27 protein-coding genes are annotated in these 26961 nt (G+C 68.6%); 16 read left to right on the forward strand and 11 right to left on the reverse strand.

Annotated features, from left to right (window positions below):
* The first annotated feature begins 41 nt into the window (after window positions 1-41).
* Both AC069I_RS06740 and AC069I_RS06745 read left to right on the forward strand, forming a co-directional pair.
* Window positions 42-737: an ABC transporter ATP-binding protein gene (locus AC069I_RS06740; RefSeq protein WP_395882136.1), complete on the forward strand. Its 696-nt coding sequence runs from the start codon at window positions 42-44 to the stop codon at window positions 735-737.
* Complete coding sequence (locus tag AC069I_RS06745; RefSeq protein ID WP_478231003.1) at window positions 737-2986, forward strand: FtsX-like permease family protein; 2250 nt, start codon at window positions 737-739, stop codon at window positions 2984-2986. Before AC069I_RS06740 ends, AC069I_RS06745 begins: the two co-directional genes overlap by 1 nt.
* A gap of 219 nt (window positions 2987-3205) precedes the next feature.
* Here the strand turns inward: AC069I_RS06745 and trmB are convergent, their stop codons facing one another.
* The 6 genes from trmB to AC069I_RS06775 all read right to left on the reverse strand — a co-directional run bounded on the left by trmB (window position 3206) and on the right by AC069I_RS06775 (window position 8158).
* Window positions 3206-3889 carry a tRNA (guanosine(46)-N7)-methyltransferase TrmB gene (gene trmB, locus AC069I_RS06750; RefSeq protein WP_478231399.1) on the reverse strand — a complete coding sequence of 228 codons (684 nt, stop codon included), beginning with the start codon at window positions 3887-3889 and terminating at the stop codon, window positions 3206-3208.
* Window positions 3890-3933: 44 nt separating this feature from the next.
* Window positions 3934-4485: a hypothetical protein gene (locus AC069I_RS06755; protein WP_478224449.1), complete on the reverse strand. Its 552-nt coding sequence runs from the start codon at window positions 4483-4485 to the stop codon at window positions 3934-3936.
* A gap of 158 nt (window positions 4486-4643) precedes the next feature.
* Complete coding sequence (locus AC069I_RS06760; RefSeq protein ID WP_478223995.1) at window positions 4644-5396, reverse strand: hypothetical protein; 753 nt, start codon at window positions 5394-5396, stop codon at window positions 4644-4646.
* The gene (locus AC069I_RS06765; protein ID WP_340687229.1) at window positions 5393-6310 is read right to left on the reverse strand and encodes an ABC transporter ATP-binding protein; all 918 of its coding nucleotides are present in this window, start codon (window positions 6308-6310) and stop codon (window positions 5393-5395) included. The genes AC069I_RS06760 and AC069I_RS06765 overlap by 4 nt, the downstream gene beginning before the upstream one ends.
* A gap of 149 nt (window positions 6311-6459) precedes the next feature.
* A complete protein-coding gene (locus tag AC069I_RS06770) occupies window positions 6460-7191 on the reverse strand; it encodes an ABC transporter permease (protein ID WP_340687228.1) in 732 nt (243 codons plus the stop codon).
* Between the two features lie 28 nt (window positions 7192-7219).
* On the reverse strand, window positions 7220-8158 hold the full coding sequence (locus AC069I_RS06775) for an ABC transporter ATP-binding protein (protein WP_478223996.1): 939 nt from the start codon (window positions 8156-8158) through the stop codon (window positions 7220-7222).
* A gap of 190 nt (window positions 8159-8348) precedes the next feature.
* Here AC069I_RS06775 and AC069I_RS06780 point away from each other — a divergent pair, with 190 nt between their 5' ends.
* Both AC069I_RS06780 and AC069I_RS06785 read left to right on the forward strand, forming a co-directional pair.
* Window positions 8349-8927, forward strand: coding sequence for a TetR/AcrR family transcriptional regulator (locus AC069I_RS06780; protein WP_478223997.1), 579 nt, complete (start codon window positions 8349-8351; stop codon window positions 8925-8927).
* Entirely contained in the window at window positions 8928-9839 is a 912-nt protein-coding gene (locus AC069I_RS06785) for an SDR family NAD(P)-dependent oxidoreductase (RefSeq protein ID WP_478223998.1), read from the forward strand.
* Window positions 9840-10335: 496 nt separating this feature from the next.
* On the opposite strand, the gene AC069I_RS06790 is transcribed toward AC069I_RS06785, so the two are convergent.
* From AC069I_RS06790 to AC069I_RS06800, 3 genes are all read right to left on the reverse strand, one after another.
* Window positions 10336-10749, reverse strand: a complete 414-nt coding sequence (locus AC069I_RS06790; RefSeq protein ID WP_478223999.1) for a VOC family protein — start codon at window positions 10747-10749, stop codon at window positions 10336-10338.
* Window positions 10750-10830: 81 nt separating this feature from the next.
* On the reverse strand, window positions 10831-11487 hold the full coding sequence (locus AC069I_RS06795) for a response regulator (RefSeq protein WP_034314242.1): 657 nt from the start codon (window positions 11485-11487) through the stop codon (window positions 10831-10833).
* Window positions 11484-12677, reverse strand: coding sequence for a sensor histidine kinase (locus AC069I_RS06800; protein ID WP_478265165.1), 1194 nt, complete (start codon window positions 12675-12677; stop codon window positions 11484-11486). Before AC069I_RS06800 ends, AC069I_RS06795 begins: the two co-directional genes overlap by 4 nt.
* A 193-nt stretch (window positions 12678-12870) precedes the next feature.
* Between AC069I_RS06800 and AC069I_RS06805 the strand changes: the two genes are divergently transcribed.
* From AC069I_RS06805 to AC069I_RS06860, 12 genes are all read left to right on the forward strand, one after another.
* On the forward strand, window positions 12871-14394 hold the full coding sequence (locus AC069I_RS06805; RefSeq protein ID WP_478224451.1) for a dynamin family protein: 1524 nt from the start codon (window positions 12871-12873) through the stop codon (window positions 14392-14394).
* A gap of 128 nt (window positions 14395-14522) precedes the next feature.
* Window positions 14523-15002: a YqeB family protein gene (locus AC069I_RS06810; protein WP_478224000.1), complete on the forward strand. Its 480-nt coding sequence runs from the start codon at window positions 14523-14525 to the stop codon at window positions 15000-15002.
* A complete protein-coding gene (locus AC069I_RS06815; RefSeq protein WP_478224001.1) occupies window positions 14999-15655 on the forward strand; it encodes a TetR/AcrR family transcriptional regulator in 657 nt (218 codons plus the stop codon). Before AC069I_RS06810 ends, AC069I_RS06815 begins: the two co-directional genes overlap by 4 nt.
* A gap of 39 nt (window positions 15656-15694) precedes the next feature.
* Window positions 15695-16180: a nucleotide exchange factor GrpE gene (grpE, locus tag AC069I_RS06820; RefSeq protein WP_478224002.1), complete on the forward strand. Its 486-nt coding sequence runs from the start codon at window positions 15695-15697 to the stop codon at window positions 16178-16180.
* Window positions 16177-18018, forward strand: coding sequence for a dynamin family protein (locus tag AC069I_RS06825; RefSeq protein WP_478230999.1), 1842 nt, complete (start codon window positions 16177-16179; stop codon window positions 18016-18018). The genes grpE and AC069I_RS06825 overlap by 4 nt, the downstream gene beginning before the upstream one ends.
* Window positions 18015-18200 (forward strand): hypothetical protein, encoded by a 186-nt coding sequence (locus tag AC069I_RS06830; RefSeq protein ID WP_478224004.1) that lies wholly within the window; start codon window positions 18015-18017, stop codon window positions 18198-18200. The genes AC069I_RS06825 and AC069I_RS06830 overlap by 4 nt, the downstream gene beginning before the upstream one ends.
* Before the next feature lie 109 nt (window positions 18201-18309).
* On the forward strand, window positions 18310-19029 hold the full coding sequence (locus AC069I_RS06835) for a DUF6802 family protein (protein ID WP_478224005.1): 720 nt from the start codon (window positions 18310-18312) through the stop codon (window positions 19027-19029).
* Window positions 19030-19436: 407 nt separating this feature from the next.
* Window positions 19437-21260, forward strand: coding sequence for a phosphoenolpyruvate carboxykinase (GTP) (locus tag AC069I_RS06840; protein WP_478230997.1), 1824 nt, complete (start codon window positions 19437-19439; stop codon window positions 21258-21260).
* An 85-nt stretch (window positions 21261-21345) separates the two neighbouring features.
* A complete protein-coding gene (locus AC069I_RS06845; protein WP_478264972.1) occupies window positions 21346-22218 on the forward strand; it encodes an LLM class F420-dependent oxidoreductase in 873 nt (290 codons plus the stop codon).
* Window positions 22215-22820 carry an ABC transporter ATP-binding protein gene (locus AC069I_RS06850; RefSeq protein WP_478264973.1) on the forward strand — a complete coding sequence of 202 codons (606 nt, stop codon included), beginning with the start codon at window positions 22215-22217 and terminating at the stop codon, window positions 22818-22820. Before AC069I_RS06845 ends, AC069I_RS06850 begins: the two co-directional genes overlap by 4 nt.
* Entirely contained in the window at window positions 22814-24061 is a 1248-nt protein-coding gene (locus tag AC069I_RS06855) for a DUF6297 family protein (RefSeq protein WP_478264974.1), read from the forward strand. Before AC069I_RS06850 ends, AC069I_RS06855 begins: the two co-directional genes overlap by 7 nt.
* Window positions 24062-24137: 76 nt before the next feature.
* A complete protein-coding gene (locus AC069I_RS06860; RefSeq protein WP_478264975.1) occupies window positions 24138-24713 on the forward strand; it encodes an EndoU domain-containing protein in 576 nt (191 codons plus the stop codon).
* Here AC069I_RS06860 and AC069I_RS06865 read toward each other — a convergent pair.
* Both AC069I_RS06865 and AC069I_RS06870 read right to left on the reverse strand, forming a co-directional pair.
* A complete protein-coding gene (locus tag AC069I_RS06865; RefSeq protein ID WP_340687212.1) occupies window positions 24710-24985 on the reverse strand; it encodes a helix-turn-helix domain-containing protein in 276 nt (91 codons plus the stop codon). The genes AC069I_RS06860 and AC069I_RS06865 overlap by 4 nt on opposite strands.
* Window positions 24986-25202: 217 nt before the next feature.
* Window positions 25203-26819 carry an alpha/beta hydrolase gene (locus AC069I_RS06870; RefSeq protein ID WP_478224011.1) on the reverse strand — a complete coding sequence of 539 codons (1617 nt, stop codon included), beginning with the start codon at window positions 26817-26819 and terminating at the stop codon, window positions 25203-25205.
* Between the last annotated feature and the right edge of the window lie 142 nt (window positions 26820-26961).

The following is a 26961-nucleotide window of genomic DNA, read 5'->3' on the forward strand; positions in this document are numbered from 1 at the left end:
TCCCGAAGCAGAACACAAGTGACTGACTAGGGAGAATCACGGTGGCGGATCCACAGTGGACAGGGCAGCCGGTGCTTTCGGGCCGCGGGCTGGTGAAGCGGTACGGCACGCAGCACGCGCTGGCCGGGATCGACATCGACATCCAGGCGGGTGACGCGGTCGCCATCGTCGGGCCCTCCGGCTCGGGCAAGACCTCCCTGCTGCACGTGCTCGCCGGGATCCTCCGCGCCGACTCCGGGCAGATCTTCCTCGCCGGGCAGCGGGTCGACCAGCTCAACGAGCGCAAGCGCAGCGAGCTGCGGCGCACCGAGTTCGGCTTCGTGTTCCAGTCCGGCATGCTCGTCGCGGAACTGAGCGCCGAGGAGAACGTCGCGCTGCCGTCGCTGCTGGGTGGCAAGGGCCGCAAGGAATCCATCGAGGCCGGCCGCGAATGGCTGGCGAAGCTCGGCCTCGCGGGCAAGGAGAAGCGCCGCCCCGGTGAGCTTTCCGGTGGCGAGGCGCAGCGCGTCGCGATCGCACGCGCGCTGACGCACCGGCCGAAGGTGATCTTCGCCGACGAGCCGACCGGCGCGCTCGACACCCGCACCGGCCGCGCCACCATGGACGCGCTGCTCGCCGCGGCCGCCGACAGCGGTGCCGCCGTGATCGTGGTGACCCACGACCGCGAGCTCGCCGAGGCCATGCCGCGCACCGTCTCCATCCGGGACGGCCTGATCGCGACGAGGTTGGCCGCGTAATGAACAGCTTCCAGCTGGCCATGCGGGTGCTCCGGGTCGACCGCCGGACCCGCACGTCGGCCATCCTCACCGCGGTCGGGGTCGCCGTCGCGACCAGTCTGGTGCTTCTGCTGGCCTCCCTTCCCGGTGCCACGCAGGCCCGCTCCCAGCGGGCGATCTGGCAGGACATCGGCAGCTACTACTCCCAGTCCGGCGAGAGCCAGGGGCCGGCGCCGCTGCTGATGGCGGCGAACAAGGACTACTCGGGCGACCGCGAGATCACCCGCGTCGACATCGCCCAGACCGGCACTTCGCCGATGCTCAGCCTGCCGCCGGGCATCCCGCGGCTGCCCGCACCTGGCGAGTCGATCGTGTCCCCCGCCCTCGGGAAACTGATCCAGTCGACGCCGCAGGCGCAGCTCGGGGACCGGTTCGGCAAACTCGTCGACGCGCTCGGACCCGAATCGCTGATGTATCCGGAGCAGCTGGTCGCCGTCGTCGGCCACACCCCGGAGTCGATGCCGAAGACGGCGATGGCCGCGGACGGCTTCCCCAACAAGCCGGCGAAGCCCGACCCGATGCTCGAACTGCTCGCCTGGGTCGGTGTGATCGTCCTGCTCGTGCCGAGCCTGGTGCTCGTCGCGTCTTCGGCCAGGCTCACCGCCGCCCGGCGTGAGCTGCGGATGGCGGCGCTCCGGCTGGCCGGGGCGACTCCCGGCCAGGTGACGAAGATCGTCGCCGCCGAGACGGCGTTGTCCGCCGTGGTCGGCGCGCTGCTCGGCATCCTCGTGGCGCCGGCGCTCCAAGGACTCTCGACGTTCGTCCCGTGGGGCGGCGGAACCTGGCTCGCGTCGGACTTCAGCCTGTCGGTCGGCTCGACCATCGCGGTCGCCATCGCGATCCCGCTGCTGGTCGTCTTCGCCGGGGTCCTCGGCATCCGCCGAGTGCTGAAGACGCCGCTGTTCGCGGCTTCGGCACACGCCCGCAAGCCGCTGCACTGGTGGCGGCTGCTCGCGGTCCCCGTAGCCGGTGCCTTCTTCCTCTTCGCGATCAGCCAGGACAACGCCAGCTTGCCGATGGTGATGCTCGGCCTGTTCCTGCTGGTCGGGTCGGCGGCGATCATCGGACCGTGGGTCACCGCGGCGGTCGGCGGCACGTTCGTCCGGATCTGGCGCAAACCGGCCTCGCTGCTGGCGGGACGCAGGCTCCGCGACGACCCGAAGAGCGCCTACCGCGCCACCGCGGGTGTCGTGCTCGCCGTCTTCACCGGCTCGATGGCGCTGACCCTGCTGCCCTCGTTCGAGTCGATGGCGGGCGGCGGCCGGACCTTCAAGGACAACGTCCTCTACGCCCAATCCGACGCGACCCAGGCGCAGCAGATCGCCGACCAGACCAACGCGTCCCTCGCCCGCTACGGGATCACCGAGAAGGCCGTCTCGGTCGGGCAGGTCTACCTGTCCACCGGTGAGCCGGGCACCCGCTCCCAGAATTTGAACCGGGCCTTCGTGATGACCTGCGAGGACGCCACGAAACTCCTGCGGGTGAACATCGGCGGCTCCTGCCGGCCGGGTCCCGCGATCTACAGCAGGTACGGGATCAACCCGGCGGAGTACCGCGTGCTGTCGGAGTACGACAAGGCCGGTCCGCAGCTGGATCCGAAGGCTCCCGTGCACCTCTTCCCTCAGGGTGACGAGGACACGTCCAGCACGATCGTCATCGACCCGGCCCTGGTTCCCGCGGGTGTCACGCCGGAGCGCTTCGACGTGATCGTGCCGACCACCACGGAGAACGCCGAGGTCGTGCGGACGGCGCTGGTCGGGGCGGCCCCCGGCCAGGAGGTCGGCAGCCGCGGCCTGCACCTGATCGGTCAGCAGCAGGAGCTCGGCGACCTGCGCCGGGTCACGGTGATCGGCCTGATCGCGGCCGGCGTGCTCGCCGGGTGCAGCGCGGCCGTGGCGACCGCGGGCTCGGTGATGGACCGCCGCCGCACCTTCGGGGCGCTCATCGCGGCCGGGACACCGGTCCGGGTGCTGTCGAGGGCGCTGCGGATGGAAGCGGCCCTGCCCGCGATGGTGGCCACCATCGGCGCGGGTGTGGTCGGGATCGGAGTCGGCATGGGGCTCTACAGCCTGGTCGAGAAGGAAGCGGTCGTGCTGAGCCCATGGCTGCTGGCGCCCGTGGTGCTGGGAATCGGGGTGGCGTTGCTCGGGGCATCCGTCTCGACCCCGGCGCTCAAGCGGGTGCAGTCGGAGCCTCTGGCCGACGAATGAAAAGTTCGCCCGAATGGCGTCATGGCGCCAGGGCGGCCAGGTCTCGTGGGTGGAGTCGGTGGTGATCCACCCACGGGCCGGGTGCCCGGTCGTCTCTCTGTCGGGGGAGGGACGAACGGGCACCGGGGACGCGCAGGGGGCGTTCCAAGGCGCGGGGGTGTGAAGAAAGGGCCGGTCAGGGACGTGGGGACGTCCTGACCGGCCCTTTCTGTGTCGTCGTCAGACCCGCTCGAAGATCAGATCGTGCGAGATCCGGCCTTCGACGTCGGCGCGGTTCTCGAACTTCGTGATCGGCCGCCACTCCGGCCGCGGCGCCCAGCCACCGGGCTCGCCAGCATGGCGGTTGCGCAGGAGCGGCTCGGCCGAACAGACCTCCATCATCTGCTCGGCGTAGTTCTCCCAGTCGGTCGCCATGTGGAAGGTGCCGCCCGGCGCGAGCCGCGAGGCCACCAGCGAGACGAACTCCGGCTGCACGATCCGCCGCTTGTGGTGCCGCTTCTTCGGCCACGGGTCCGGGAAGAACAGCCGGACCCCGGCCAGCGAGCCCGGCTCCACATGCGAGGTCAGCAGCACGACGGCGTCACCGTGCATCAGCCGCAGGTTCTTCACCCCGAGCTTCTCGGCGCGCAACATCAGCTGGCCGAGCCCCGGGTCGTAGACCTCGACCGCGACGTAGTTGAGTTCCGGCGCGGCGGCGGCGAGCTGGGACGTGGTCTCGCCCATGCCCGAACCGATCTCCACCATCACCGGCGCCTGCCTGCCGAACCAGTCGTCGAAATCCACCTGTCCTTCGGGCAGTTCGCCGACGGTGCGGCCGAGCGACGGCCAGAGTTCGTTCCAGGCTCGCTGCTGCCCGACGGTCATCCGGCCGCCGCGTTTGACATAGCTGACCACGCTGCGCATCCGTGGCTGGTCCTCGTTTTCCACCAGCCCATTAAACGCGGCGGTTACCTGACTGCTTCGAACTCCCCCAGCCGCGAGCGCAGCCCGGCGAATCCGGCGACCGCGATCGGCGACGGCGTCGTGCTGGAATGGGCGGGGAGAACGTCGATCCAGCCGTCGTGGCGGCTCGTGTTCAGCACCGTGGTCGGGATCGAATGCCCGGACGCTCCGCGTTCAGAGGGCATGAACTCCCAGTAACCGGATTCCCCGTCCGCGGCCCACGGGACGAATTCCCAGCCGGGACGCCTGCCGAGCAGACCGGCGATCCGATCTTCGATGCGGAAACCGAGTTCCCGCGATTCGAGTCTGCCTTCCACGACGGCGCGAAGCCACCACGGCGCGGGGATTTCGCCGTGCATTCCGCTGGACGCGCGGTACAGCGCGACAACGAGATCTTCGGGCGCGCGGTGTACCCAGGCGCGGCGGATATCGGATGGCCGGGTCGCGGAAGCGACCGTGCGGGGCAGTTCGATCGCCTGTGACCATTCGAGGTCGAGCATGGGCTCGAGCCGGGGCTGCGTACTTTCCGTGCGGGCTTGCGGGATCGTGCGTTCCACTCCCTGACCGGAATCCACCGTCAAGGATCACCTCCGGGGCCGAGAGCCGAAATAGGCTCATCCCGAGCATCGCCCGGTCACGAACAGTATGTCCGCTCCGTGTGAGAGAAGCCACAGCCTCTTAACGTGGACTTAACTCCTTTGGCCGCGGTAAAAGCTCACGCATCCCTTCGATGGGTGATCATCAGTCCGGCCGCATAAACAATCACGCAGATGCCGCCGAAATAAGCCAAATAACCCCACGGCCCCAGCGGCGGTTCGAGTTTCAACATCGACACCGTGAGATCCGGCCCGGAAAACTGATTCGCCGCGAAGAACGGCATCCACTGGTAGATGTCGTCGCCCACTTTCGGAATCAGCACGACGAGCCCTTCGAGCACCTGCGTCCAGGCCAGCGCGAACCCGAGCGCGAACGCGGGGCTGCGGAACAGCAGTCCGAGGCCGACGCCGAGCAGACCGGTCAGGAAGAAGGTCAGGCCCTGACCCGCCACCGCACGCCAGTCGGCGCCCGAAGCCAGGCCCAGGTCGGCGGCCGGTTTGATCAGGTACGCGACCGCCCACGAGCCGAAGCCCACCAGCAGCCCGATCAGCCCGGAGAACACCCCGACGACGGCGCCCTTCGCCAGCAGGGCGGGCACGCGCGACGGCACCGCCTGGAAGGTGAGCTTCATCGTGCCCCAGTTGAACTCCGTCGCCGCCGCGAGGATGGCGAGGACCAGCACCACGGTGCGGCCGAGCGCGCTGGCGACCTGCGTCGAGGTGACGCCTGTCTGGCCTTCGAGCGGGACGAAGCCGAAGAAGAGCGCGGTGTAGGCCAGCGCGACCACCACCGCGATGGCCGCGCACCACCAGGGAGCGCGCGTGCTCAGCAGCTTGATCCGCTCCGCGCGGAGCATGTTCGCCGCGGTCATCGGGCCACCTCCGGTACGCCGGCGCCGTACTCGACGGCTTCGGCGGTGAGTTGCATGTACGCCTGTTCGAGCGAGCCGGCGAGCGGCTTCAGCTCGTGGAGGGTCGCGCCGGCGGCGAACGCGAGTTCGCCGATGGTGTCACTGTCCATTTCGGACACGACGAGCGCGCCGTCCTCCTCGCGGAACTCGGCTCCCTTGTCGGTCAGCGCCGTCCGCAGCTCCGGCAGATGCGGGCTGCGAACCCGCACGCCGAGGCCCTTCGCCCGGCCGACGAACTCCTCCATCGTGCCCTGGTAGATCAGCTTCCCCCGGCCGATCACGACGAGGTCCTGCGCGGTCTGCGCCATCTCCGGCAGCAGGTGGCTGGACACGAACACGGTGCGCCCCTCGGCGGCGAGCGCGTGCATCAGCTTCCTGATCCACACGATGCCCTCGGGGTCGAGCCCGTTGACCGGCTCGTCGAACAGCAGCACCCGGGGGTCGCCCAGCAGCGCCGTGGCGATCCCGAGCCGCTGCGACATCCCGAGCGAGAACTGCCCGGCCCGTTTGCGGGCGACCGAGTCGAGCCCGACCAGCCGGAGTACCTCGTCGACGCGCTTGTCGGGCAGGCCGTTCGTCGCGGCGATCCACCGGAGGTGCTCGCGGGCGGTGCGGCCGGGATGCCGCCAGGTGGCGTCGATCATGCCGCCGACCGTCCGAAGTGGATCACGCAGCTCGCGGTAGGCCATGCCGTCGATCGTCACCGAGCCCGACGTCGGGTTGTCGAGCCCGAGCATCATCCGCATGGTGGTGGACTTCCCCGCCCCGTTGGGGCCGAGGAATCCCGTCACCCGGCCCGCTTCGGCGGTGAAGGAAAGTCCGTCGACGGCGAGCTTGTCGCCGTAGCGTTTCGTGAGTCCGGTGGCCTCGATCATCAGCCCTCCCTCCAGTGGGTTCCGACATTACGCGGGAAAGGACCGGGCTGCCCCCCGATAGGCGGCCCGGTCCTTGTTCCCCTTTTCTCCCCGTCCGGATGCCTCACTCCCCCGAGCGAGACATCCGGCTTTCTCCCCTGTGGAAGTCCTTACGCGTCGCGCTTGTCCGCGACGACCAGCGAGATGACCAGCAGCACCAGCGCGAAACCGGCGAAGTAGGCGAGCGACCCGGCTTGGCTCAACGGCGCTTCCGCCGCCGCGGGGCCCGAGCCGGTGAGGAACCGGTCCGCGACGTGGAACGGCATCCAGTCGTAGATGTCCTTGCCGATCTTCGGGATGAGCTGGATCAGGTTCTCGACCGCGAGGGTGTAGATCAGCAGGAGCGAGATGGCGCCGGCGCTCTGCCGGATCAGGATGCCGACGGCGACCGCGATCACCGAGGCGAGGGCGAACACCAGGCCGACCCCGGCGACGCTGATCCACTCCGCGCCGGTGTTCAGCGCGAGATCCTCCGGCCGCATGATCGAGGCGAGGGCCCAGGCGCCGAACGCGGCGATCTCGCCGATCACCAGCGAGAGCATCGCGACGACGCCGGTCTTCGCCAGCAGCGCGGCGCGGCGGTTCGGCACGGCCTGGAAGGTGGTGCGGATGGTGCCGAAGCGGTATTCGGTGGTCACCGAAAGCGCGGCCAGCACCATGACCACGGTCATCCCGAAGACGTAGCCGAACTGGGACATGCCGACGTCGGTGAATTCCCCCGATGGCGCGGCGCCGGCGAAGATGGCGGCGAAGCCGATCACGACCGCGAGGGTGATCAACGCGCACCACCAGGGTGAGCGTGTGGTGAACAGCTTGATGCGTTCCACGGCGAGCAGAGTCATGGCTTTAATTCCTCAGAAGAGTGAGCGGCTACTGGGCGGCGGTGACCACTTCGGCGGCTTCGGCTTCGAGACCGGTGTGGTATTCGACCGAGTCGCCGGTGATCTGCATGAAGGCCTGCTCCAGGGAGCCGGTCTGCGGGCTGAGCTCGTGCAGCACGATCTGGTTGGCCGCGGCGATCTCGCCGATCTTCTCACTGTCCAAACCGGACACCACGAGCGCTCGGTCGGCGTCGGTGACCTGAGCGCTCGCCTGCGTCAGCGCGGCGCGCAACGCGGGCAGCTGCGGCGACCGCACCTTGACCGTGTTCTCGGCGGCCCGCGCCACGAAGTCCTCGGTTGAGGACTGGGAGATCAGGCGCCCCTTGCCGATCACGACCAGGTGGCTCGCGGTCAGCGCCATCTCCGAAAGGAGGTGCGAGGAAACGAAGACCGTGCGGCCTTCGTCGGCCAGCCGGTGCATGAACTTCCGGATCCAGAGGATGCCCTCGGGGTCGAGGCCGTTGACGGGCTCGTCGAAGAGGAGGACCTCCGGGTCGCCCAGCAGGGCCGCCGCGATCCCCAGTCGCTGCGACATGCCGAGGGAGAAACCGCCGGCGCGCTTCCCGGCGACGCTGGTGAGCCCGACGATCTCGAGCACCTCGTCGACCCGGCCCGCCGGGATCTTGTTGGACCGCGCCATCCACTGTAGATGCGCCCGCGCCGACCGGTTGGGGTGCACCCATTTGGCGTCCAGCAGTGCGCCGACCGTCCGCAGCGGGTCCTTCAGTTCGCGGTAGAGCTTGCCCCCGATACGCACCTGGCCCGACGTCGGATTGTCCAGGCCGAGGATCATCCGCATGGTCGTCGACTTGCCCGCCCCGTTGGGGCCGAGGAAGCCGGTGACCTCCCCCGCCGCGACGGAGAAGGACAGGTCGTTCACCGCCAGTGTCCTGCCGTACCGCTTGGTGAGGCCCGCTGCCTCGATCATGTCTGCTCCCCTCGGCGACTGCGAGAACAATCGTCGTCCATGTGGGTGGCCGAGCGCGTCATCCTGAGGTGCCAACCTGGTACCCGACCTGAGACGTAGCTTGCCGTCTTCCGGCGGCGTACGCGATCGGTGATACCCCTGAGAGTGACCCTGATTCGCCGGGGTTAATGAATCATGGTTCAATAATGGTGTGGCGAGACCCCGCAGCATCACCGACGAACGACTGCTCACCGCGGCGGGAACCGTGATCGGCATGGTCGGCCCGGGTTTCACGCTGGCACAGGTGGCGGCGGAGGCCGGTGTCGCGGTCGGCACCGTAGCCCAGCGGTTCGGTTCGAAGAACGGTCTTCTGCTGGCGTTGAGCCGGGCGAACACGCGGTCCGTCGTGGGACGGATGCGGGAATGCGGCGAGCTGGCCGATCCGGTGGAGGCGCTGCGCGCGGCGGTCGTCGTGGTCTACGAGGGACTCGGTGACGCGGAGACCGCGGCGAACCATCTCGGGCAGCTGGGCGTGGACATCGGAGACCCGGAACTCCGTGCCCTGCTGGGTGAACATTTCACCGCCGTGGAAGCCGAATTGCGGCGGCTGACGCGCGTCGCGGCGCGTGACCTGCCGGGTGCGCCGGGTGTCGTCCGCGCGGCGCGGGTGCTGCTGGGGGTGGCGAACGGGGCCGCGCTGGACTGGTCGATCCGGCCGAAGGGCCGGATCGTCGACCGGGTGGGGCAAGACGTGGACGCGGTGCTGACCGCGTGGAAAGGAGAGTCCTGAATGGACCGGAAAGTGGCCGTGGTCACGGGGGCGACCAGGGGATGTGGCCGCGCGATCGCGGTGGAGCTCGGCAGGCTCGGCTGGACGGTGTTCGTCACCGGCCGCACGACGCGGGAGCACCAGTCGCCGATGAAGCGTTCGGAGACGATCGAAGACACCGCGGAGCTCGTCGACGCGGCGGGTGGGCGGGGCATCCCCGTCCGGACCGACTTCACCGTGGTGTCCGATGTGGACGCGCTGAGGGCGCGGATCGAGTCCGAAGTGGACGGCCGGATCGACGTCCTGGTCGACGACGTCTGGGGCGGCGACCAGTTCGCGGATTTCGAGGGGGCGTATTGGGACTCCAGTCTCGACGACGCGCTCACGCTGGTGCACAACGCGATCGACACGCATCTGATCGCGTTGCACCGGCTGCTTCCGCTGGTCGTGCGGCGCGAGGGCGGGCTCGTCATCGAGGTCACCGACGGCGACCACGACGAGTACGTCGGCGCGGGGATCCCGTACTTTCTCGCGAAATGCGGGATCCGCGCGATCGGCAGGGCGCTCGGCGCCGAACTGAAGAAGTACGACTGCGTCGGCATGACCGTCACGCCGGGCTTCCTGCGTTCGGAAGCCATGCTCGACCACTTCGGGGTCACCGAGGAGACGTGGCGGGACGCGGTCGGCAAGTCCGCTCCGGTCGACTTCGCCATCTCGGAGACTCCGGCGCTGCTCGGGCGGGGTGTCGCGAAGCTGGCGACCGACCCGGAGGTCGCGCGGTTCGCGGGCAGGACGCTCGCGTCGTGGACGTTGATGAACGAGTACGGCCTGACCGACGTCGACGGTTCACGCCCCGACTTCGGCAAGTGGATGGCCGAAGTCCGGGACGCGGGCAAGGACCCGGAGACGGCGGAGCACGCCCTGTACCGCTGAGACCCGACCCCCATGAAAACCACGCCGTGAGGGCCTCCTTCCCTGCTTTCAGGGTCCAGGGGGTCGTGAGTGGCGATTCGGGTTATTGAGTGGTAAGGGCAAAGGTGGCGTGCCGGAGTTGGCGGCAGGAGCGGGACTCGCCGAAGAGACTTCCCGACTGTCCATAAGGGACAGTTTCTGCGGGGTCAGTGTCCGAGTTGAGCTATTTGTGTGTTTTGACGAGGGGGTCGTGAGTGGCAAAGAGGGTTAGAACCCTACTTGCCACTCACGACACCCTCGTCAAACCGGGCATATGGCCTTGAAGCAGGCATTTCGTCGCCGGAAAGCGTCCCTTGTGGACGCTGAAGAGCGCGGCTGACTCCTGTCGGCCAGTCCAGGGTCACGCCACATTTGACTGACCCCTCAATAGAACCCGAATCGCCACTCACGACCACCGCAGCTATCCGACTTCGCGGGGATCCTGGCTTTCCGGGTAGGGGAGGAGGCCCTACCCTCACTACTTCTTCCCGGCCAGCACGTCCAGGTAGTGCTGGTTGAACATGACGCCGAGGACATTGCCGAACGGGTCGACGACGGACGCGGTCACGAAGCCAGGCCCGCGCTCTATGACCGGCTCGTACTCCTTCGCGCCCTTCTCGAGCAGCTTCGCGAAGGCGTCCTCGACGTTGTCGACGGCCCAGTTCGCGATGGCGCCACCGGGGCCGGGCTGGGCCATCGACGGCCGGAAGTCGCCGCGGACCAGGCCGAACTCGTGCTGGTAGTCGCCGATCCGGAACTCGACGTACGCCGGCGTCCCGTCGGGGCCGTTGCGGACGAAGTACGGCTCGATCCCGAAGAGATCGGAATACCACTCGATCGCGGCGGTCATGTCGTCGGCGTAGAACGTGGTGGTGGTGAGACCTCGCAGCATTTCCTTCTCCTCAGGTAGTGGCTCTGAAGACAAGGATCCGCCCCAAAGTGCTCACCGAATGACCACTTTTCCGAGGACTTCTCAGGTGACCCCGGGACGCGCCAGCCCGGTCTCGTAGGCGAGCACCACGGCCTGCACCCGGTCACGCAGATCCAGCTTCGACAGGATCCGCCCGACGTGCGTCTTCACCGTCGCTTCGGACAGGAACAGCGTCTCGGCGATCTCCAGGTTCGAGAGGCCCTTCGCGATCAGCACGAGCACCTCCCGCTCCCGTTCGGTGAGGACGTCGAGCTCGGCCGCGTCCCGCAGGGGCTTCCCGCCGCCGCCGACGAACCGGTCGAGCAGCCGCCGGGTCACCGACGGCGAGACCACGGCGTCGCCCGAAGCGACCGCCCGCAGCGCCGACACCAGGTGATCCGGCTGCGTGTCCTTCAGCAGGAACCCGCTCGCCCCGCCCTGCAACGCCGAATAGACGTACTCGTCCAGGTCGAACGTCGTCATCACGAGCACCCGCGCCGTCCCGGCCTCGACGATCCGTTTCGTCGCCTCGACCCCGTCCAGCACCGGCATCCGGACGTCCATCAGCACGACGTCGGGCCGCAGTTCCTCCGCCAGGCGGATGGCCTGCGCGCCGTCACCCGCCTCGCCGACGACATCGATGTCGGCCTGCGCGCCCAGGACCATCCGGAACCCGACGCGCATCAATTCCTGGTCGTCGACGACCACCACCCGTATCACGTCGCCAACCTAACCGGGAGCCTCGCGTGCACCTGCCACCCTCCACCGGGGGCGGGCCCGACCTCCAGCGTGCCGCCGAAGACGTTCGCCCGTTCCCTCATTCCGATCAATCCGTTCCCACCGGGGACGGCGAGTTTTCGCGGCGGCGCGGCGTGCTTCGCCGCCGCGGGCACCAGCTGTTTCGCGCGGCCGGCGCCGTCGTCGGTGACCTTGACGTCGATCACGTCCGCCTCCCGCCGCACCACCACCTCGGCCTGCGCGCCCTGGCCGGCGTGTTTCAGCGTGTTCGTCAGCGACTCCTGCACGATCCGGTACACGCCGAGGGACACCCCGGCGGGCAGCCCGGCGAGCGCGTCCGAACCGATCGCCAGCGTCACCGGCACCCCCGCCTGGCGGATCCGGTCCGCGAGGTCGGTCAGCGCGCTGGCGTCCGGCTGCGGCACGCGCGGCTCGTCGTCGCCGTCGCTGCGGAGCACGTCCAGCAGCCGCCGCAGCTCGGCGAGCGCGCCGCGGCCGGTCTCCGAAATCGTCTGCAAGGCCCGTTTCGCCATCTCGGGATTCCCGTCGACCGCGTAGGACGCGCCGTCGGCCTGCACGACCATCACGCTCACCGCGTGCGCGACGACGTCGTGCAGCTCACGGGCGATCCGTCCGCGTTCTTCGCCGACGGCGATCCTGGTCGCCTGGTCCCGTTCCGTCTCAAGTAGATGCAACCTGGCTTCCACCTCCTCGTGATAGGCGCGCCTCGCGCCGGCGAACTCGCCGAGCGTCCAGCACAGTGCGCTGGAGAAGACGCCGATGATCGCCAGCACCCAGACGTCCTCCGGCGGGTCGGCCCACAGCTGGAGCGCCGAGGTGACCAGCGTGATCACCAGGTACAGCAGGCCCTGTTTGCGTCCGACGTAGACCAGCACCGAGTAGATGCTGATCATCATCGCCAGCCCGCTCGCCGCGCCGAGTTCCAGCGCGCTGTGCGGGATGCCGATCAGCAGCACCAGGTACGCCGACCACAGCGTCGCCTTCCGCCGGAAGACCAGCGGGGCGACCATCGCGATGTCCAGCGGAACCGTCACGTACCAGGGCGGCATCGGGACTTCCGGCGTCTCGACCGCGGCCACGTAGAGCAGCAGGTCGGTCAGCAGGAGGACGACGGCGATGAGACTGTCCCCCGCCATGGGGTGGGCACGCATCCAGAGGCTCAACCGTCGCACCTGGTGACACTATGTCGGCCCGTGCCGCTCGCGCGTCGGTCGCCGGTACCACCTTCGGTGCGACCCGAGGATGAGCGGCATGGCACGATTCCCTCGGTGTGCTCGACGACTGGGAGGGGTGGGCACCGTGACCTCAGCGACGGAGCAGGGCCGTCTCGCCGGCCCGCTGTCGATGTCGGTGGCGAACCTCTGCCACCGCCTCCAGCCCCAGGTGTCCGCGCGGACCGCGGCCGGTTTCGCCGAGGTGCTGCGGCGCTTGGGCGGCCCGCTGCAGGTCGCCGTCGCGGGCCGGATCAAATCGGGGAAGTCCACCCTGGTCAACGCCCTGATCGGGCGCCGGGTCGCGCCGACCGACGTCGGCGAGTGCACCCGGCTGGTGACCAGGTTCCAGTACGGCACGGTCGATCGGGTCGAGATCGTCTTCACCGACGGCCGCAAACAGGTGCTGCCCTTCTCCGCCGACGGGATGATCCCGGCCGAGCTGGGCATCGACATCGACAAGGTCTCGCATATCGAGGCGTACCTCACCAACGCGGTCCTGCAGGGCATGACCGTCATCGACACCCCGGGCCTCGGCTCGCTCGACGCCGCTTCGGTGTCGCGGACCGAGGAGCTGCTGGGCGCGGCGAAGCACCGTAAGCCCGACGAGGGTGACGAGGAGGAAGAAGGCTCCGACGAGCTGGACGACACCTCGCGCAACGCCGTCGCGGGCGCCGAGGCCGTGCTCTACGTGGTCACCCAGGGCGTGCGAGCCGACGACCAGCAGGCGCTCGCCGCGTTCACCGCCGCGACCGCGAGCCGCGAGGCGGGCCCGGTCAACGCGATCGCGGTGCTCAACAAGGCGGACACCATCGCGCCCGAGTCGGTCGAAGGCTCGGGCGGCGACGTGTGGAAGGCCGCGACGCTGCTCTCGGAGAAGCAGGCCGCGACGCTGAAGCCCCGCGTCGCGGACGTGTTGCCGGTGATCGGGCTGATCGCGGAGTCTGCCGAGTCCGGCGGGTTCACCTCGCCCGATGCCGAAGCACTGCGCCAGCTGGCCGAGATGGACGACGACATCCTCGAGACCATGCTGATCTCGGCGGATATCTTCACCAGCTGGGAATGCGACGTCGCGGCGGGCACCCGGCTGCGGCTGCTGGAGAAGCTGGACCTGTTCGGCGTGCGGTACGCCGTCGAGGCGATCCGCAAGGAACCCGAGATCACCGCGGGCTCGCTTCGCCGGAAGCTGCTCGACGCCTCCGGTCTCGAAGCGGTCCGCCAGCGGCTGAGCATCGTCTTCGCCGCCCGCGCCGACGGCATCAAGGCGGCCGCCGCGCTGGCTTCGGTCACCGCGCTGGCCCACGCGTCCGGCGACCCGGCCGAACGGCAGCGCGTCCACGACGCGATCGAGGTCCTGCTCGCCAAGCCCGAGGCACACCAGCTGCGGCTGCTCGAAGCGCTCACGCTGGTCGCGTCCGGCGCCGTCGACATGCCCGAGGATCTGTCCGAGGAGGTCCTGCGGGTCGGCAGCAACGCCGACATCGGCGCCCAGCTCGGCAAGCCGGGTGCTCCGCGCGCCGAGCTGGCGGCCCACGCTCTGGAGCGTGCCGGCTGGTGGCGCTCCTTCGCGTCCTTCGGCGCGACGCCCGCCCAGAGCCGCGTCGCGCACGTCGTGCACCGGGCGTACTTCCTCATCTGGCAGCAGATCCGCGACTGACCTCCCGCGATCCGCGCATTTAGTCGACTACTTGCCCCGACCGCGGTCAGGCGCCGGAAGGCCTCCAGGCAAGTAGGCGACTAAATGCGCGGATTGATAAACCGAGCGCTCGGTCTAATAATGGGCGCATGGAAACGATCGTCGACGAGCCCCAGTGGCTGCGCACGGCCTCTTGGGTCGGCTGTCCGCTGGCGGGCGCCGCGCTGGGCTGGTTCCTCCAGTCGATTTCGGGTTGGGTGGCGTCCCTGAGCTGGGTCCCGTTCAAGGGCCCCTTCCAGCTCGTCTCGGACATGCCGCGGCCATGGGGCATGGTCACCGGGATCGGCGTCGGCCTGGCCCTCGGCCTGTTCTTCGCCGCGGTCTGGGCGCACGAGCGGCTGATCGTCAAGGTGACGCCGACCCGCATCACGCTGACCACCAAGGGCCGCAGCCGCGCGTACGAAGCACAGCTGGAAGCCGTCTTCCTCGACGGCAAGGAGCTGGTCCTGCTCGCCGCCGACGGCCGGGAACTGGTGCGGCAGAAGGGCGACGTCGACCGCAAGGCCGTCGCCAAGGCCTTCCTCGACCACGGTTACCCGTGGCTTGACGAGCCGCCGGCGGTGAAATGAGGACGGTCGACCCGGCCAAGCACGAGGCGAAACGCCGAGCCATCCTCGACGCCGCCGCGGGCTGCTTCGCGATGAAGGGCTTCGAGAAGACGACGACGGCGGAGATCTGCCGCGCCGCGGGGATCAGCACCGGCAGCCTCTTCCACTACTTCCCGAACAAGCGCGCGGTGTTCGTCGGCATCTTCGAGCAGGACGCCGACGAGACCGCGGCCCTGCTCGCGGCCGCCGAACAGATCGAGGATCCGGGGGAAGCCATCCTCCAGGTCATCACCCACGTATCGGAACAGCTTCTGCACCCTGTCATCGCCAAGCTCGTCCTCGAGGTCGCGGCGCAGTGTTCCCGCGACGCCGATCTGGCCAGGCTCATCCAGGGCAACGACCGCGCACTGCGCGACGGTCTCGTCGGCCTGGTGACGCGGGCGGTGGACGCGGGCCGGATCGATCCCGGTTTCGATCCGAAGACGGTGGCCAGCTGGCTCGTCGCCTTGGTCGACGCCCCGCTTTCCCGCGTGATTCTGGAGCCGGACCTCGATCCGGCGGCGGAACTCGCGGTGATGAAGGAGCTGATCGCCAGATTCCTCCGTCCCGTTCTGCCGATTCCGCCCCCGGCTGGCGGGCACGTGCCCGACACTGGTGAAATCTCCCCGGGCTGATCGGTAGGCCCGGGACACCAGTTACGGGGGTCGATTCGGGTGGGTGCCTGGCTGCGCAAGAAGGCGGTCGAAGACGTGAATCCGGACGACGTGCCGACCGGTCAGATCTCGGCGGCGATCATCGCCGAAGCGGTCGGCGAGACTTCGCCGACCGAGGGAACCGAGGCCGTCGAAGCCGCGTCGAAGACCGATGTGGAGTCCACGACCACGGGTCCGGCCGACCTCGAACAGGCTCTCGCCGACAGGCAGGCGCTGATCCAGCTGTGCCTGTACGCCCTCGATCGCGCCCGCAGCGGCGGCGTCGTCGAGCGGCTCGAACACGGTCTCGCCGGGATCGGCGTCCGTGCCCTGCGCCCGGACGGTGAGCGGTTCGATCCCGCCGTGCACGAGGCGGGCGGCGCGGTCGCGACCGAGGATCCGGCGCTCGAAGGGCTCGTCGCGGAGACCGAGGTGGTCGGTTTCGCCGATCACGAGCGGGTCCTGCGCGCGCCGATCGTCATCGTCTACGCGAAGAAGGCCCTGTGACCGCTCCGAGCGCTGCGGCGAATCTTCCGGCGGTCGTGAAGAGCACGCGCGAACAACTGCTCACTGTCGTCCGCGAAGCCGATCCTCAGGCCGCGAAGTGGGTCGAGGACATCCGGAAGGCGCGGCCGAAGAAGCCGTCGGTCGTGGTGGTCGGCGAGACCAACCGCGGCAAGAGCTCGCTCGTGAACGCCCTCCTGTCCATGCCGGGACTGTCTCCTGTGGACGCCGACGTCGCCACCGCGACGTATCTCGTCTTCGAGCACGCCGAGCAGTGGTCCGCGCAGGCCTGCTATCCGGGCCAGCTGGCGCCGGTGCCGATCAACCTCAACGATCTGATCCACTGGGTTTCGGCCGCGCACGAACTGCCGGAAGGGCAGATCCCGCCGCGTTACGTCGAGGTCTCCGGCCCGGTCCCGCTGCTCGAACGAGTGTCCATTGTGGATACTCCCGGGGTCGGCGGGCTCGACTCGATGCACGGTGAACTCGCGAAGGAGGCCGCCGCCGGCGCCACCGCGCTGCTGTTCGTCGTGGACGCCTCTTCGCCGTTCACCTCTCAGGAGCTGCAATTCCTGCACGACATGGGCGAACGCGTCGAGACCGTGCTGTTCGCGCTGACCAAGACCGACCAGTTCCGCGGCTGGCGCGAGGTCCTCGAAGCCGACCGGCGGCTGCTCGCCGAGCACGCCCCCCGGTTCGCCGACGCGGTGTTCCACCCGGTTTCCGCGCGCATGTTCGAGACGGCGGCCAAGGCCCCGAACGAGCAGATGGCCACGATGCTGCGCGAGAAGGCCGGGATCGCCGCGTTGCAGGGCGCGTTGCAGGAGATGCTGGTCGGCCGCTCGGCGATGCTGGGCGAGGCCAACACCCTGCGCGCGCTGTCGAGCGCGCTCGGCGAGCTCAAGGCGAAGCTTCAGGCGGAAAGCCGCGCGCTGTCCGCCGGTGAGGCCGAAGCCGAACAGCTGCGCCAGCGTCGTGACGACCTGACCACCGAACGCCGGTCTTCGACGCGGGGCTGGCAACTGAAACTGCGCGCGGAGATCCAGCGGACCCGCGTCGAGGTCGGGCACGAGACCAGCAGGCAGATGCGCGACGCGTCGACGCATTTCCGGCAGCTGATCGACGGCGCGAAACGGGACGCCCTCGCCGCGCTGCCCCAGCAGGTCGACATCGCGTTGCAGACGACGTCGCAGCGGATCTCGATGCTGCTCTCGCAGCGGCTCAACCAGGTCACCAACGTCGCGCTTTCGGAGCTGTTCTCGCCCGAAGAGCTCGAAATCATCCGCGGCCAGTTCGCCAGGGCGGGCGGCCCGCCGGTCGTGCTGCGCCCGCCGGACAAGAAACCGCCGACCGCCGAGGACAAACTGCTCATCTTCATGGGGGTTTCCGGTGGCCTCGGCGCGGGCAAGGTCGCCGCGCTGCCGCTGGCGGGGGTCGCGATCCTGAACCCGGTGATCCTGCCCGCCACGATCATCATCGGCCTCGGCGCCGGCTGGTGGATGGCGCGGACCCGCAAACACGCGTCGGACAAGCAGCATATGAAGCAATGGCTGGTCGAGGCGATCGCCGACGCGCGGTCCACGCTGGACCAGCTCGTCGCGGAGCAGCTGATCGAGGCCGAACAGCAGCTGTCGATGGCGCTCGACGAAGCCCTCGGCCGCCGCATCGACGCGATCGAGGCGGAGCTGAAGGAAGTCGACAAGACGATCAAGATGGGCGCGCAGGAGCGGGCGAAGAAGATCTCAGTGGTGGCGAAGCGCCTGAAGGACGTCTCGGACGGCCGAGACCGCGCTGAGGCCCTGCTCGGTCGCATTCGGTCACTGCGCGACAATCAAGCGTGACCTTTCCCCCGCAACCCGCGAAGCTGCGGCGGCTGAGCGAAATGGCCCGTGACCCTCAGGGCCGCAAGAAGCTGATCCTGCGGGTGCTCCGCGCCATCGTGGCGGTGGTGATCCTCATCGTCGGGGTGGTCCTCCTTATCGGCGTGGTGATCGCTCCGGCGATCGACCATCTGTCGAAGTGACCCGCTCCGGACGGTTCAGGCGGGTGGTCCTGTTGTGGACCGGAACCGAACCGGCCTACGGTGAGTCATAAGCTTCGACACACCAGCAGGTCAACGAGGGGGTTATCCCATGTGGGTCGACGAGAGCGGCGGCACGGACACCGAGACTGGCTCCACGGAGGCGGTCACTGTCCACGTTGACGGCGAGGAGTACCAGGCCGAGCTCAACTACGACCTCGACAAGGACGGCGTCAACGACGCCGCGGTCATCCAGCACGAGGACGGCACCGGCCAGGCGTTCGTCGACACCGACGGCGACGGCGAAGCCGACCAGTACGCGGTGCTCGACGAGAACGGCAAGGTCGTCCAGGAGGCCGTCTACGACGAGGCCTCCGGCTCCTGGGTCGAAGCGGGTGGCGGCGGCAACGACGACGGTTCCGACGCGGGCACCAGCGGCACCATGCACGCCGACATGCCCAGCGGCGACGTCGAGGTCGGCCCGCCGACCATCGACACCGACGGTGACGGAACCCCCGACACCGCCGTCGTCCAGACGGAGGACGGCCGCACGATCGCCTTCACCGACAAGGACGGCGACGGCAGCGCCGACATCGCGGTCGAGACCGACGCCTCCGGCAACTCCAAGACCTACGAGCACACCGGGCCCGGCCAGTGGACCGAGGTCGGCAGCGGCGTGGTCAACAACGACATCGGCGCGGCTTTCGCGACCGTCCCGGCGACCGAAGGCGACCCGGCGGGCGACGCGGCCTGGGGTGGCGCGGGCACCGAAACACTCGAAGGTGTGGCGAAGATCGATTCCGCCACCGGCCAGTGGATCAGCCCCAACTGATTCCGGAAATGGCCTGGACCAATACAAGAATGGTTCAGGCCAATTTGAAGCGGCAATTCCTGTAATCCTGGTCACAGAACAGCCCGGTACGGCACCTCGTACCGGGCTTTCTCATGTCCGATTCGTCCTTCGCGCGCCTCGCGCTTGTGCCGTCGATCACCGGAAGAATTTCTGCGTATGGCCCATTCCGGTGATACTGAATCGATTCCCTTATCGTTCTTGTGAGAGAACCGACAGGTCAGCTCTCGGTTACCTGCCGGTCATCCGGCTACTCTCGGGGAATCCCAAAACCCGCACACCGGCTTTCCCGCCGGTGTGCGAAGCCATTCGGTCGCCGGCATCGAAGCCCGCATCGGAACAGCGTCGTTCCCGATGTGGGCTTCTGCCGTCGGAAGTCAGGAGTAGAGATGACCGCAGTCGCCATCCCTGGACTGGAAAATGCGCCGACGACGCACAGTGGCGTGCTGTCCTGGGTCCGGGAGGTCGCCGAACTGACCACTCCGGACCGCGTGGTGTGGGTCGACGGGTCCGACGAAGAGGCCGCGCGGATCAACGCCGAGCTGGTCTCGGCCGGCACGTTCGTGCAGCTCGACGCGAAGCCCAACTCGTACTGGGCCGCTTCCGACCCGAATGACGTCGCCCGCGTCGAAGAGCGCACCTTCATCTGTTCGCAGAACGAAGAGGACGCCGGTCCCACCAACAACTGGATGGACCCGGCCGAGATGAAGGCCACGATGACCGAGCTGTACCGCGGATGCATGCGCGGTCGCACGATGTACGTGATCCCCTTCTGCATGGGCCCCCTCGGAGCCGAGGACCCCAAGCTCGGCATCGAGATCACCGACTTCGCCTATGTCGTCGCCTCCATGCGCGTGATGACCCGCGCCGGCAAGGCCGCGCTGGACAAGTTCGTCACCGAGGACGGCACCGAGCGCGAGTTCGTCCCCGCCCTGCACTCCGTCGGCGCGCCGCTGGAGCCGGGCCAGGAGGACGTCTCGTGGCCGTGCAACACCACCAAGTACATCTCGCACTTCCCCGAGACCCGTGAGATCTGGAGCTACGGCTCCGGCTACGGCGGCAACTCGCTGCTGGGCAAGAAGTGCTACTCGCTGCGCATCGGCTCGGTCATCGCCCGCGACGAGGGCTGGCTGGCCGAGCACATGCTGATCCTCAAGCTGATCTCGCCCGAGGACAAGGTCCACTACGTCGCGGCGGCGTTCCCGAGCGCCTGCGGCAAGACCAACCTCGCCATGCTGCAGCCGACCATCCCCGGCTGGCGCGCCGAGACCCTCGGTGACGACATCGCGTGGATGCGGTTCGGCGAGGACGGCCGCCTGTACGCGGTGAACCCCGAGTTCGGCTTCTTCGGCGTCGCGCCGGGCACCGACTGGCACACCAACCCCAACGCGATGCGCACCATCGAAAAGGGCAACACGGTCTACACGAACGTCGCGCTCACCGACGACGGCGACGTCTGGTGGGAGGGCATGGGCGAGAAGCCCGCGCACGCCACCTCCTGGAAGAAGCAGGACTGGACGCCGGAGTCGGAAGAGAAGGCCGCGCACCCGAACTCGCGCTACTGCACGCCGATGTCGCAGTGCCCGATCCTCGCGCCCGAGTGGGACGACCCGCAGGGTGTGCCGATCTCGGCGATCCTGTTCGGCGGCCGCCGCAAGACCACGGTCCCGCTGGTGAACGAGGCCCGCGACTGGCAGCACGGCGTGTTCATGGGCGCCACCATGTCGTCGGAGACCACCGCGGCCGCCGCCGGAGCGGTCGGAAACGTGCGCCGCGACCCGATGGCCATGCTGCCGTTCCTCGGCTACCACGCCGGTGACTACTTCAAGCACTGGCTGGACCTCGGCAAGAACGCAGACGCGGACAAGCTGCCGAAGATCTTCTACGTCAACTGGTTCCGCCGTGGCGACGACGGCCGCTTCCTGTGGCCGGGCTTCGGCGAGAACTCGCGGATCCTGAAGTGGGTCATCGACCGCGTCGAGGGCAAGGGCAACGCGAAGGAGACCCCGGTCGGTTTCGTTCCGAACGCCGAGGACCTCGACACCGACGGCCTCAAGGAGCCGCTGGCCGACATCCAGGCCGCGCTCGACGTCTCCGCCGAAGAGTGGCGCCAGGAACTGCCGCTCATCGAGGAGTGGTTCGAGAAGATCGGCGACAAGGTCCCGTCGTCGCTGCGTGACGAGCTGGAGGCGCTCAAGCAGCGTCTCGGCTGATCGTCCGAACGTCGGAGCGGGCCTCATCCCCGGAGTCATTCCCGGGGATGAGGCCTTCTTCTTTCGCTCTCGGTACCGTGGCCGCATGGTCAAATTCGGCGTCAACATGGTCGTCCCGGAGACCCGTGCGGCGTGGGTCGAGAAGTGCCGCAAGGCCGAGGACCTCGGATTCGACGTGATCGGCACGGCCGACCATCTCGGCATGGCACCGCCGTTCCCGGCCCTCGTGCTCGCCGCCGAGGTGACGAGCCGCCCTCGGCTCAACACCTTCGTCATCAACACCGCCTTCTACAACCCGGTGCTGCTGGCCCGCGACGTCACCGGCACGGACCAGTTCACCGAGGGCAGGCTGGAGCTCGGCCTGGGGGCCGGTTACGTGAAAGCCGAATTCGAAGCGGCGGGTATGGAGTTCCCCCGCGCCGGAAAACGCGTCGACCATCTCGAAAACACCATCAAAGAGCTCAAGCGTCTCTATGCCGACGTAAACCACAAACCGCCGACGGTGCAGAAGCCGGGTCCGCCGCTGATGATCGCCGGACGCGGCGACAGGCTGCTCACCCTCGCCGCCGAACACGCCGACATCATCGGATTCACCGGCACGGCGGCCGTTCCCGACGGCGGCGCGCTCGCCGTCGACGACGCCGCCGGAATCGAAGAGCGAGTGAACTTCGTCCGCGGAAAACTGAACGGCCGCGCTGCCGAATTCAATATCCTCTCGCATTTCGTCGCCGTGGTCGAAGACCGGCGAAAGGGTTTGGAGAGCCTGCGAGAGCTGCTCGAAGGCAACCTCACCGTCGACCAGCTCGCCGAACTTCCGACGGCTCTCGTCGGCACCCACGAGCAGATCGCCGAACAGATCCTTGCCCACCGCGAGCGATTCGGTTTCACCTATTTCACCGTGCTGGAGCACAACATGGACGCGCTCGCACCGGTGATCGAGTCGTTGCGCGGCCAATGATCGACGTACGCGGGCTCGGCGTCCAGGCTGGGGAGCACTGGTTGTTCGACGGACTCGATTTCGAGGTCGAGGCGGGCGAATGTGCCGTCATCGTCGGCCCCAACGGGGTCGGGAAATCGACCTTGCTGCGGTGCCTGTACGGAACGCAGACCCCGCAGCGGGGCCGCGTCGTCGTCGCGGGCGGTAAGCCCGACGAACGCGATGTTTCCTTCCGCCGCAAGGTTTCCGTGCTGTTCGACGATTCCGATTTCTTCGCCGAGCTGACCCCGCTCCAGCATCTCGAACTGCTGGAGGGCTCGTTCGGCGCCGACCTCGGCGATTTCGACGCGCTCCTGGCGGACGCGGGCCTATCGGAACGCGCGAAGGTCACGGCGGGCAAGTTCTCGGCCGGGCAACGCCGTCGTCTGCTGCTCCTCGGTGCGACGGCGCGGCCGCACGACGTCCTGCTGCTCGACGAGCCCGAGCGGGCGCTCGATGCCGCCGGGAAGGAGTGGCTGACGTCGTTGATCAAGCGGTCGACCGAGGCCGGGGCGGCCGTCGTCGTGGCCACGCACCATCCCCCGCTGCTCGAAGCGGCCGACTCCACGCTTGAGTTGTGGTGACCACGAAAGCGCCCACGCACGTCCCCGGACGACAGCGATTCGGCGGCCTGTTCAACGGCGACTACCAGACCTTCTTGGCACTGTTCGGTTTCGGCGCGCTGTTCACCGCCTTCCAGAACCTGCCGAAGCTCCGGGATTTCCTTTTTGGACAGTCCGTTGTGGACTTCCCGGCGGTGTTCGGGCTGCTGATCGTGCTGTGCGCGATGTTCTGGCGCGGCCTGCTGCGCCGCGGCTTCGTCTGGGCCGAGCCGGCGGCGCTGACATGGATGGACTTCGCCCGCGTCGACCGGCGCCGTGTCGTCGTCAAGCGGATGTGGACGCTCTGGTTCGCGCTGGTCCTGGTGGTCGGCTACACCGGGGCACTGGTCACCGCGATCGGCGGCGGCTCGAGGGACGTGTGGATCGCGATGTCGGCGCTGACCGCGTCCGGGGCGATCCTGGCGGCGGTCACCGCGCGGCGGACGGCGATCCGCGGGGAGACGCTCGCGCCGGTCGTGCTCGCCATGGCCGGCCTGGCGGTCGCCGTCGCGGGGTGGGGCCCGATCGCCGTCGAGGTGCTGGCGGGCGCGTTGTTCGTGGTGGCGGTCGCGGTGGCCTTCGGTGGCGAGCCGATGTCCGGGGCCGGGCGTCAGGAACTCGTCGACGGCTGGAACGCGCGACTCCTGCGGGCGATGGCCGCGGTCTTCATGGATCCCATGCTGCTGATCCCGGAATCGAAGCCGGTGCCGTGGTTGTCGCTGCGGAGGCCGACGACGCTGCGGCTCGCGTGGGCCGGGGTGCTCGGCCGGATGCGCTACGCGGCGGCCAGTGTGGTGATCGCGTGCCTGGTCGGCGTCGCGCACCTGGCCTTTCCGGCCATCCCGGTCGCGCCGCTGTTCGCGCTCGGCGCGTACGCGGCGCTCGTGCCGTTCGTCGGCGGGCTCGGCGAACTGTGGCGCAACCCCGGCCGCAGGCGCTGGCTCGGCGCGTCCGACTGGGAGTTGCGGCTGGTCAACGGCCTGGTGGTCGCGCTGCTCGGCCTCGCCTGGGGGCTCCTGGCCGGCCTGGTGACGCTGACGCTCGGAGCGGTCCCAGACTGGCCGGTGTGGCTGGCGATCCCGCTCGCCGTCGTCGCCGCGTCGCGGACGGCGACCCGGCCGCCGATGAACTACGACGTCAGCGGCGGAGCGGCCGGATTCCAGGCCCTGCGGGGAGTCGATGTGCTCGTCGTCGGTGCCGTCTTGCTCAGCGTGATCGCCTGAGGTCACCCGTTCCCGCGTTCGGATCATTCGAATACTCCGAACGCGAGTTACCCTCGATGCGACGAAAGGAGCACGAGTGGGCGGCGGGCACGCACCGGGAAAGGGGCGGCGGGCGACCAGCGAGTTCCCCGCGGGCTGGACCGACGAGCAGATCATCGCGGTCATCAAGGACGTCGCGAACGATCCGAGCGAGCCCCGCGTCAGACTGCACAACGGCCGCTGGCGCTGCGCCGGCGAGCGCTACGGCGTGCACCTGATCGTGCTGGTGGAGGACAACGGCAACGTCAAGACGGGTTATCCGGTGGCAGGCCCCGGTGTGGTCCGCAATCCCGACACCGCCGCCGACCCGGCGAACCCGACCGTCGCCGACCTGGCCGCCGGCCGGATCAGCTTCTTCGGCGACAGCCTGCTCGACCAGATCTCCGGCCGGATCGCGCCGGACGTCCTGGCGTTCTACCGCACCTTGCACTGGTCGGGTGAGTGGGAAGAACTGGCCGACGTCCTCGTCGCGCACGCGATGAACGAGAACCTGCGGCTGGGCGTGGACGAATACGCCACGCTGGAAAGCCTGCTGAACAGCTTCGACCTGCCGATCGACGGCTTCCTCTACCTGAACGACCGGGCACATGCCCTGGCCGCCCTGCGCCCCTAACTCGCTTCCGCGACCTGTGAGGTGCCGTGCTCGGCTGCCGCTCGCAGCACGTCCAGCGGCAGCCCGACGGCGTCCGCGATCGCCATCACCGTGAAGAAGGCGGGCGTCGGGATCCGCCCGGTCTCGATCTTCCGGAGCGTCTCGACCGAGATCCCGGCCTCGGCCGCGACCTCGACCATGCTCCGCGACGACGCCGCGCGCGCGTCCCGGAGCGCCAGCCCCAGCCGCTCGCCGCGTTCGCGTTCCTCGTCCGTCAACGGCACTCGCACCATGGCGCCAATACTAATACCGGTACGGCCAGGCGCACGCGAGATCCGCCTTCAGTCACGCGAGTTACGGCTCCGATCACGCGAGTTCCGTCCAGGCGACCGGGTTGTCCCCACCGAGTTACCCCCAGCCTGTGGACAACTCTGTGCACAGGTCGTGGACAACCCCAAGAAAAGGGCCCCGCCGAGCCGAAACTCGACGGGGCCACAATCCCTAGTGGCTTCAGGCGCCCGCGGGCACCGGAAGTGGGAGTCCGGGGAGGCTCTGGTCGTTCGGCACCTTGCCGTCGACGAGGTAGTCCTCCACGACCTTGTCCACACCCGCGTTGCCGCCGGCGTAGATACCGTGGTCACCCTCACCGGTCACGGTGATCATCCGCGAGCCGGCGAACGCGCGGTGCGCACGGGTCGCGCCCTCGAGCGGGGTCGCCGGGTCGTTCACCGACTGGACGATCAGCACCGGCGGGACACCGCGGCCGTCGAGCTTCGGCAGGTCGACCGGCTTGTTCTTCCAGAAGATGCACGGCTGGATCAGCCAGCCGGCGCCGAGCAGCGGCAGATCGCGGTCGATCAGCTTCTGCGACTGACGGATGACGCTTTGCCGGTTGCCGGTCCACTTGCCCTCGTTGCAGGGGATGGTCCAGAAGCTGGCGTTGTAGGAGTCGCCGTCGGTCGGGACGAACAGCGGCTGCGGGCCGATGACGCCGTCACCGTCCACCGTCTCCGCCTTGACCTTCTGCGCGGCCGTGGCCTTCTGCTGCTGCGTCGAGGTGCCCTCGGTCAGCGTCTTCAGATTGACCAAGTAGTCGGCGAGTGCCGTGAAGTTGCGCTTGTTGTAAAGGTACGACGCGATGGTCGAGTCGAGGGCGTTGGCCGACACCGGGACGCCGTCCACCTCGACCGGGTTCTGCGTCAGCGCGAAGCGGACCTTCTCGTAGGTCTGGCGCGCGGCTTCACCGGTCTTGCCGAAGCCGTAGACCTTGTCGTACTTGCCGATCCACGGCAGGAAGTCCTGGCGCCAGCGGCGCTCGAAGCCGAGCGGCTGCCAGTCGAACGAGTTCTGCCAGGTGGTGGTGAACTCGGTCGCGGAGTCGAGCAGGAAGCGCCCGGTCCGGGTGGGGAACTGCTGCGCGTAGTGCGCGCCCATCCAGGTGCCCGCCGAGTAGCCGACCCAGTTGATCTTGTCGCGGCCCAGCAGGACCCGCAGCAGGTCGATGTCGCGGATGGTCTGCGCGGTGTTGATGAGCGGGCCGAGTTCGCCGGACTTCACCTGGCAGGAGTCCGCCGCGTACTTGGTGGCGTCCAGGATCAGGTTGAGGTTCGCCCGGCTGCGGTCGCGCGGGTCGAGGTCCGAGCCGGTGCCGATCGCGTTGCCGCAGGTGATGTTCGTGCTCTTGCCGGTGCCGCGCGGGTCGAGACCGATGATCTCCTGGTTCACGCGCAGCTTCGTCTGGTTACGCAGACGGGCCGGGAAGTTACGGCCCGGAGCGCCGGGGCCACCCGGGTTCGTGATGACGCTGGCCGTCGCCTTGCCGCTGGTGGCGGCGAGGCGGCTGACGGCGATCGTCAGGTCGATGTTCTCGTTCGTCTTGTACCAGTTACGCGGCGCGCGGTAGGTCGCACACTCGATGTTCTCGGCCCCCGGAGGCGGCGCGGACGGCAGCTCACTGGCGGTGCACTTGTGCCAGTCCAGCTTCTGGTCCGCGTACTTCGCCGGAATGTTGGTGGAGTTCAGCGGCTGCTGCCCGGCAGCCTCCGGCCCTGCGAACGCAGGCGTGAACCCGGCCAGCATGGTGCCGGCGACAGCCGGGATCACCACCGCATAGCGGAGTTTCTTCATCCGATGCCCCTTTGATCTTGCGTGCGAAGTTCCTGTTCGCGACTTGCGGCTATTGATATCCGGCGGGGACTCCGACGGCAACCGCCCTTCGTCGTATGGGGCGTCGCTGATCAAATCGATATCGGGCACGCGTGACCCGGGC

This window comes from Amycolatopsis sp. NPDC043885 (assembly GCF_056435685.1).

Excerpts from the sequence above, each read along its gene's own strand:
- AC069I_RS06745 (WP_478231003.1), top strand. The coding sequence starts at position 737 with ATGAACAGCTTCCAGCTGGCCATGCGGGTGCTCCGGGTCGACCGCCGG.
- trmB (WP_478231399.1), bottom strand. The coding sequence starts at position 3,889 with ATGCGCAGCGTGGTCAGCTATGTCAAACGCGGCGGCCGGATGACCGTC.
- AC069I_RS06760 (WP_478223995.1), bottom strand. The coding sequence starts at position 5,396 with ATGACCGCGGCGAACATGCTCCGCGCGGAGCGGATCAAGCTGCTGAGC.
- AC069I_RS06765 (WP_340687229.1), bottom strand. The coding sequence starts at position 6,310 with ATGATCGAGGCCACCGGACTCACGAAACGCTACGGCGACAAGCTCGCC.
- AC069I_RS06770 (WP_340687228.1), bottom strand. The coding sequence starts at position 7,191 with ATGACTCTGCTCGCCGTGGAACGCATCAAGCTGTTCACCACACGCTCA.
- AC069I_RS06775 (WP_478223996.1), bottom strand. The coding sequence starts at position 8,158 with ATGATCGAGGCAGCGGGCCTCACCAAGCGGTACGGCAGGACACTGGCG.
- AC069I_RS06785 (WP_478223998.1), top strand. The coding sequence starts at position 8,928 with ATGGACCGGAAAGTGGCCGTGGTCACGGGGGCGACCAGGGGATGTGGC.
- AC069I_RS06790 (WP_478223999.1), bottom strand. The coding sequence starts at position 10,749 with ATGCTGCGAGGTCTCACCACCACCACGTTCTACGCCGACGACATGACC.
- AC069I_RS06800 (WP_478265165.1), bottom strand. The coding sequence starts at position 12,677 with ATGCGTGCCCACCCCATGGCGGGGGACAGTCTCATCGCCGTCGTCCTC.
- AC069I_RS06805 (WP_478224451.1), top strand. The coding sequence starts at position 12,871 with ATGTCGGTGGCGAACCTCTGCCACCGCCTCCAGCCCCAGGTGTCCGCG.
- AC069I_RS06810 (WP_478224000.1), top strand. The coding sequence starts at position 14,523 with ATGGAAACGATCGTCGACGAGCCCCAGTGGCTGCGCACGGCCTCTTGG.
- AC069I_RS06815 (WP_478224001.1), top strand. The coding sequence starts at position 14,999 with ATGAGGACGGTCGACCCGGCCAAGCACGAGGCGAAACGCCGAGCCATC.
- AC069I_RS06835 (WP_478224005.1), top strand. The coding sequence starts at position 18,310 with ATGTGGGTCGACGAGAGCGGCGGCACGGACACCGAGACTGGCTCCACG.
- AC069I_RS06840 (WP_478230997.1), top strand. The coding sequence starts at position 19,437 with ATGACCGCAGTCGCCATCCCTGGACTGGAAAATGCGCCGACGACGCAC.
- AC069I_RS06845 (WP_478264972.1), top strand. The coding sequence starts at position 21,346 with ATGGTCAAATTCGGCGTCAACATGGTCGTCCCGGAGACCCGTGCGGCG.
- AC069I_RS06850 (WP_478264973.1), top strand. The coding sequence starts at position 22,215 with ATGATCGACGTACGCGGGCTCGGCGTCCAGGCTGGGGAGCACTGGTTG.
- AC069I_RS06865 (WP_340687212.1), bottom strand. The coding sequence starts at position 24,985 with ATGGTGCGAGTGCCGTTGACGGACGAGGAACGCGAACGCGGCGAGCGG.
- AC069I_RS06870 (WP_478224011.1), bottom strand. The coding sequence starts at position 26,819 with ATGAAGAAACTCCGCTATGCGGTGGTGATCCCGGCTGTCGCCGGCACC.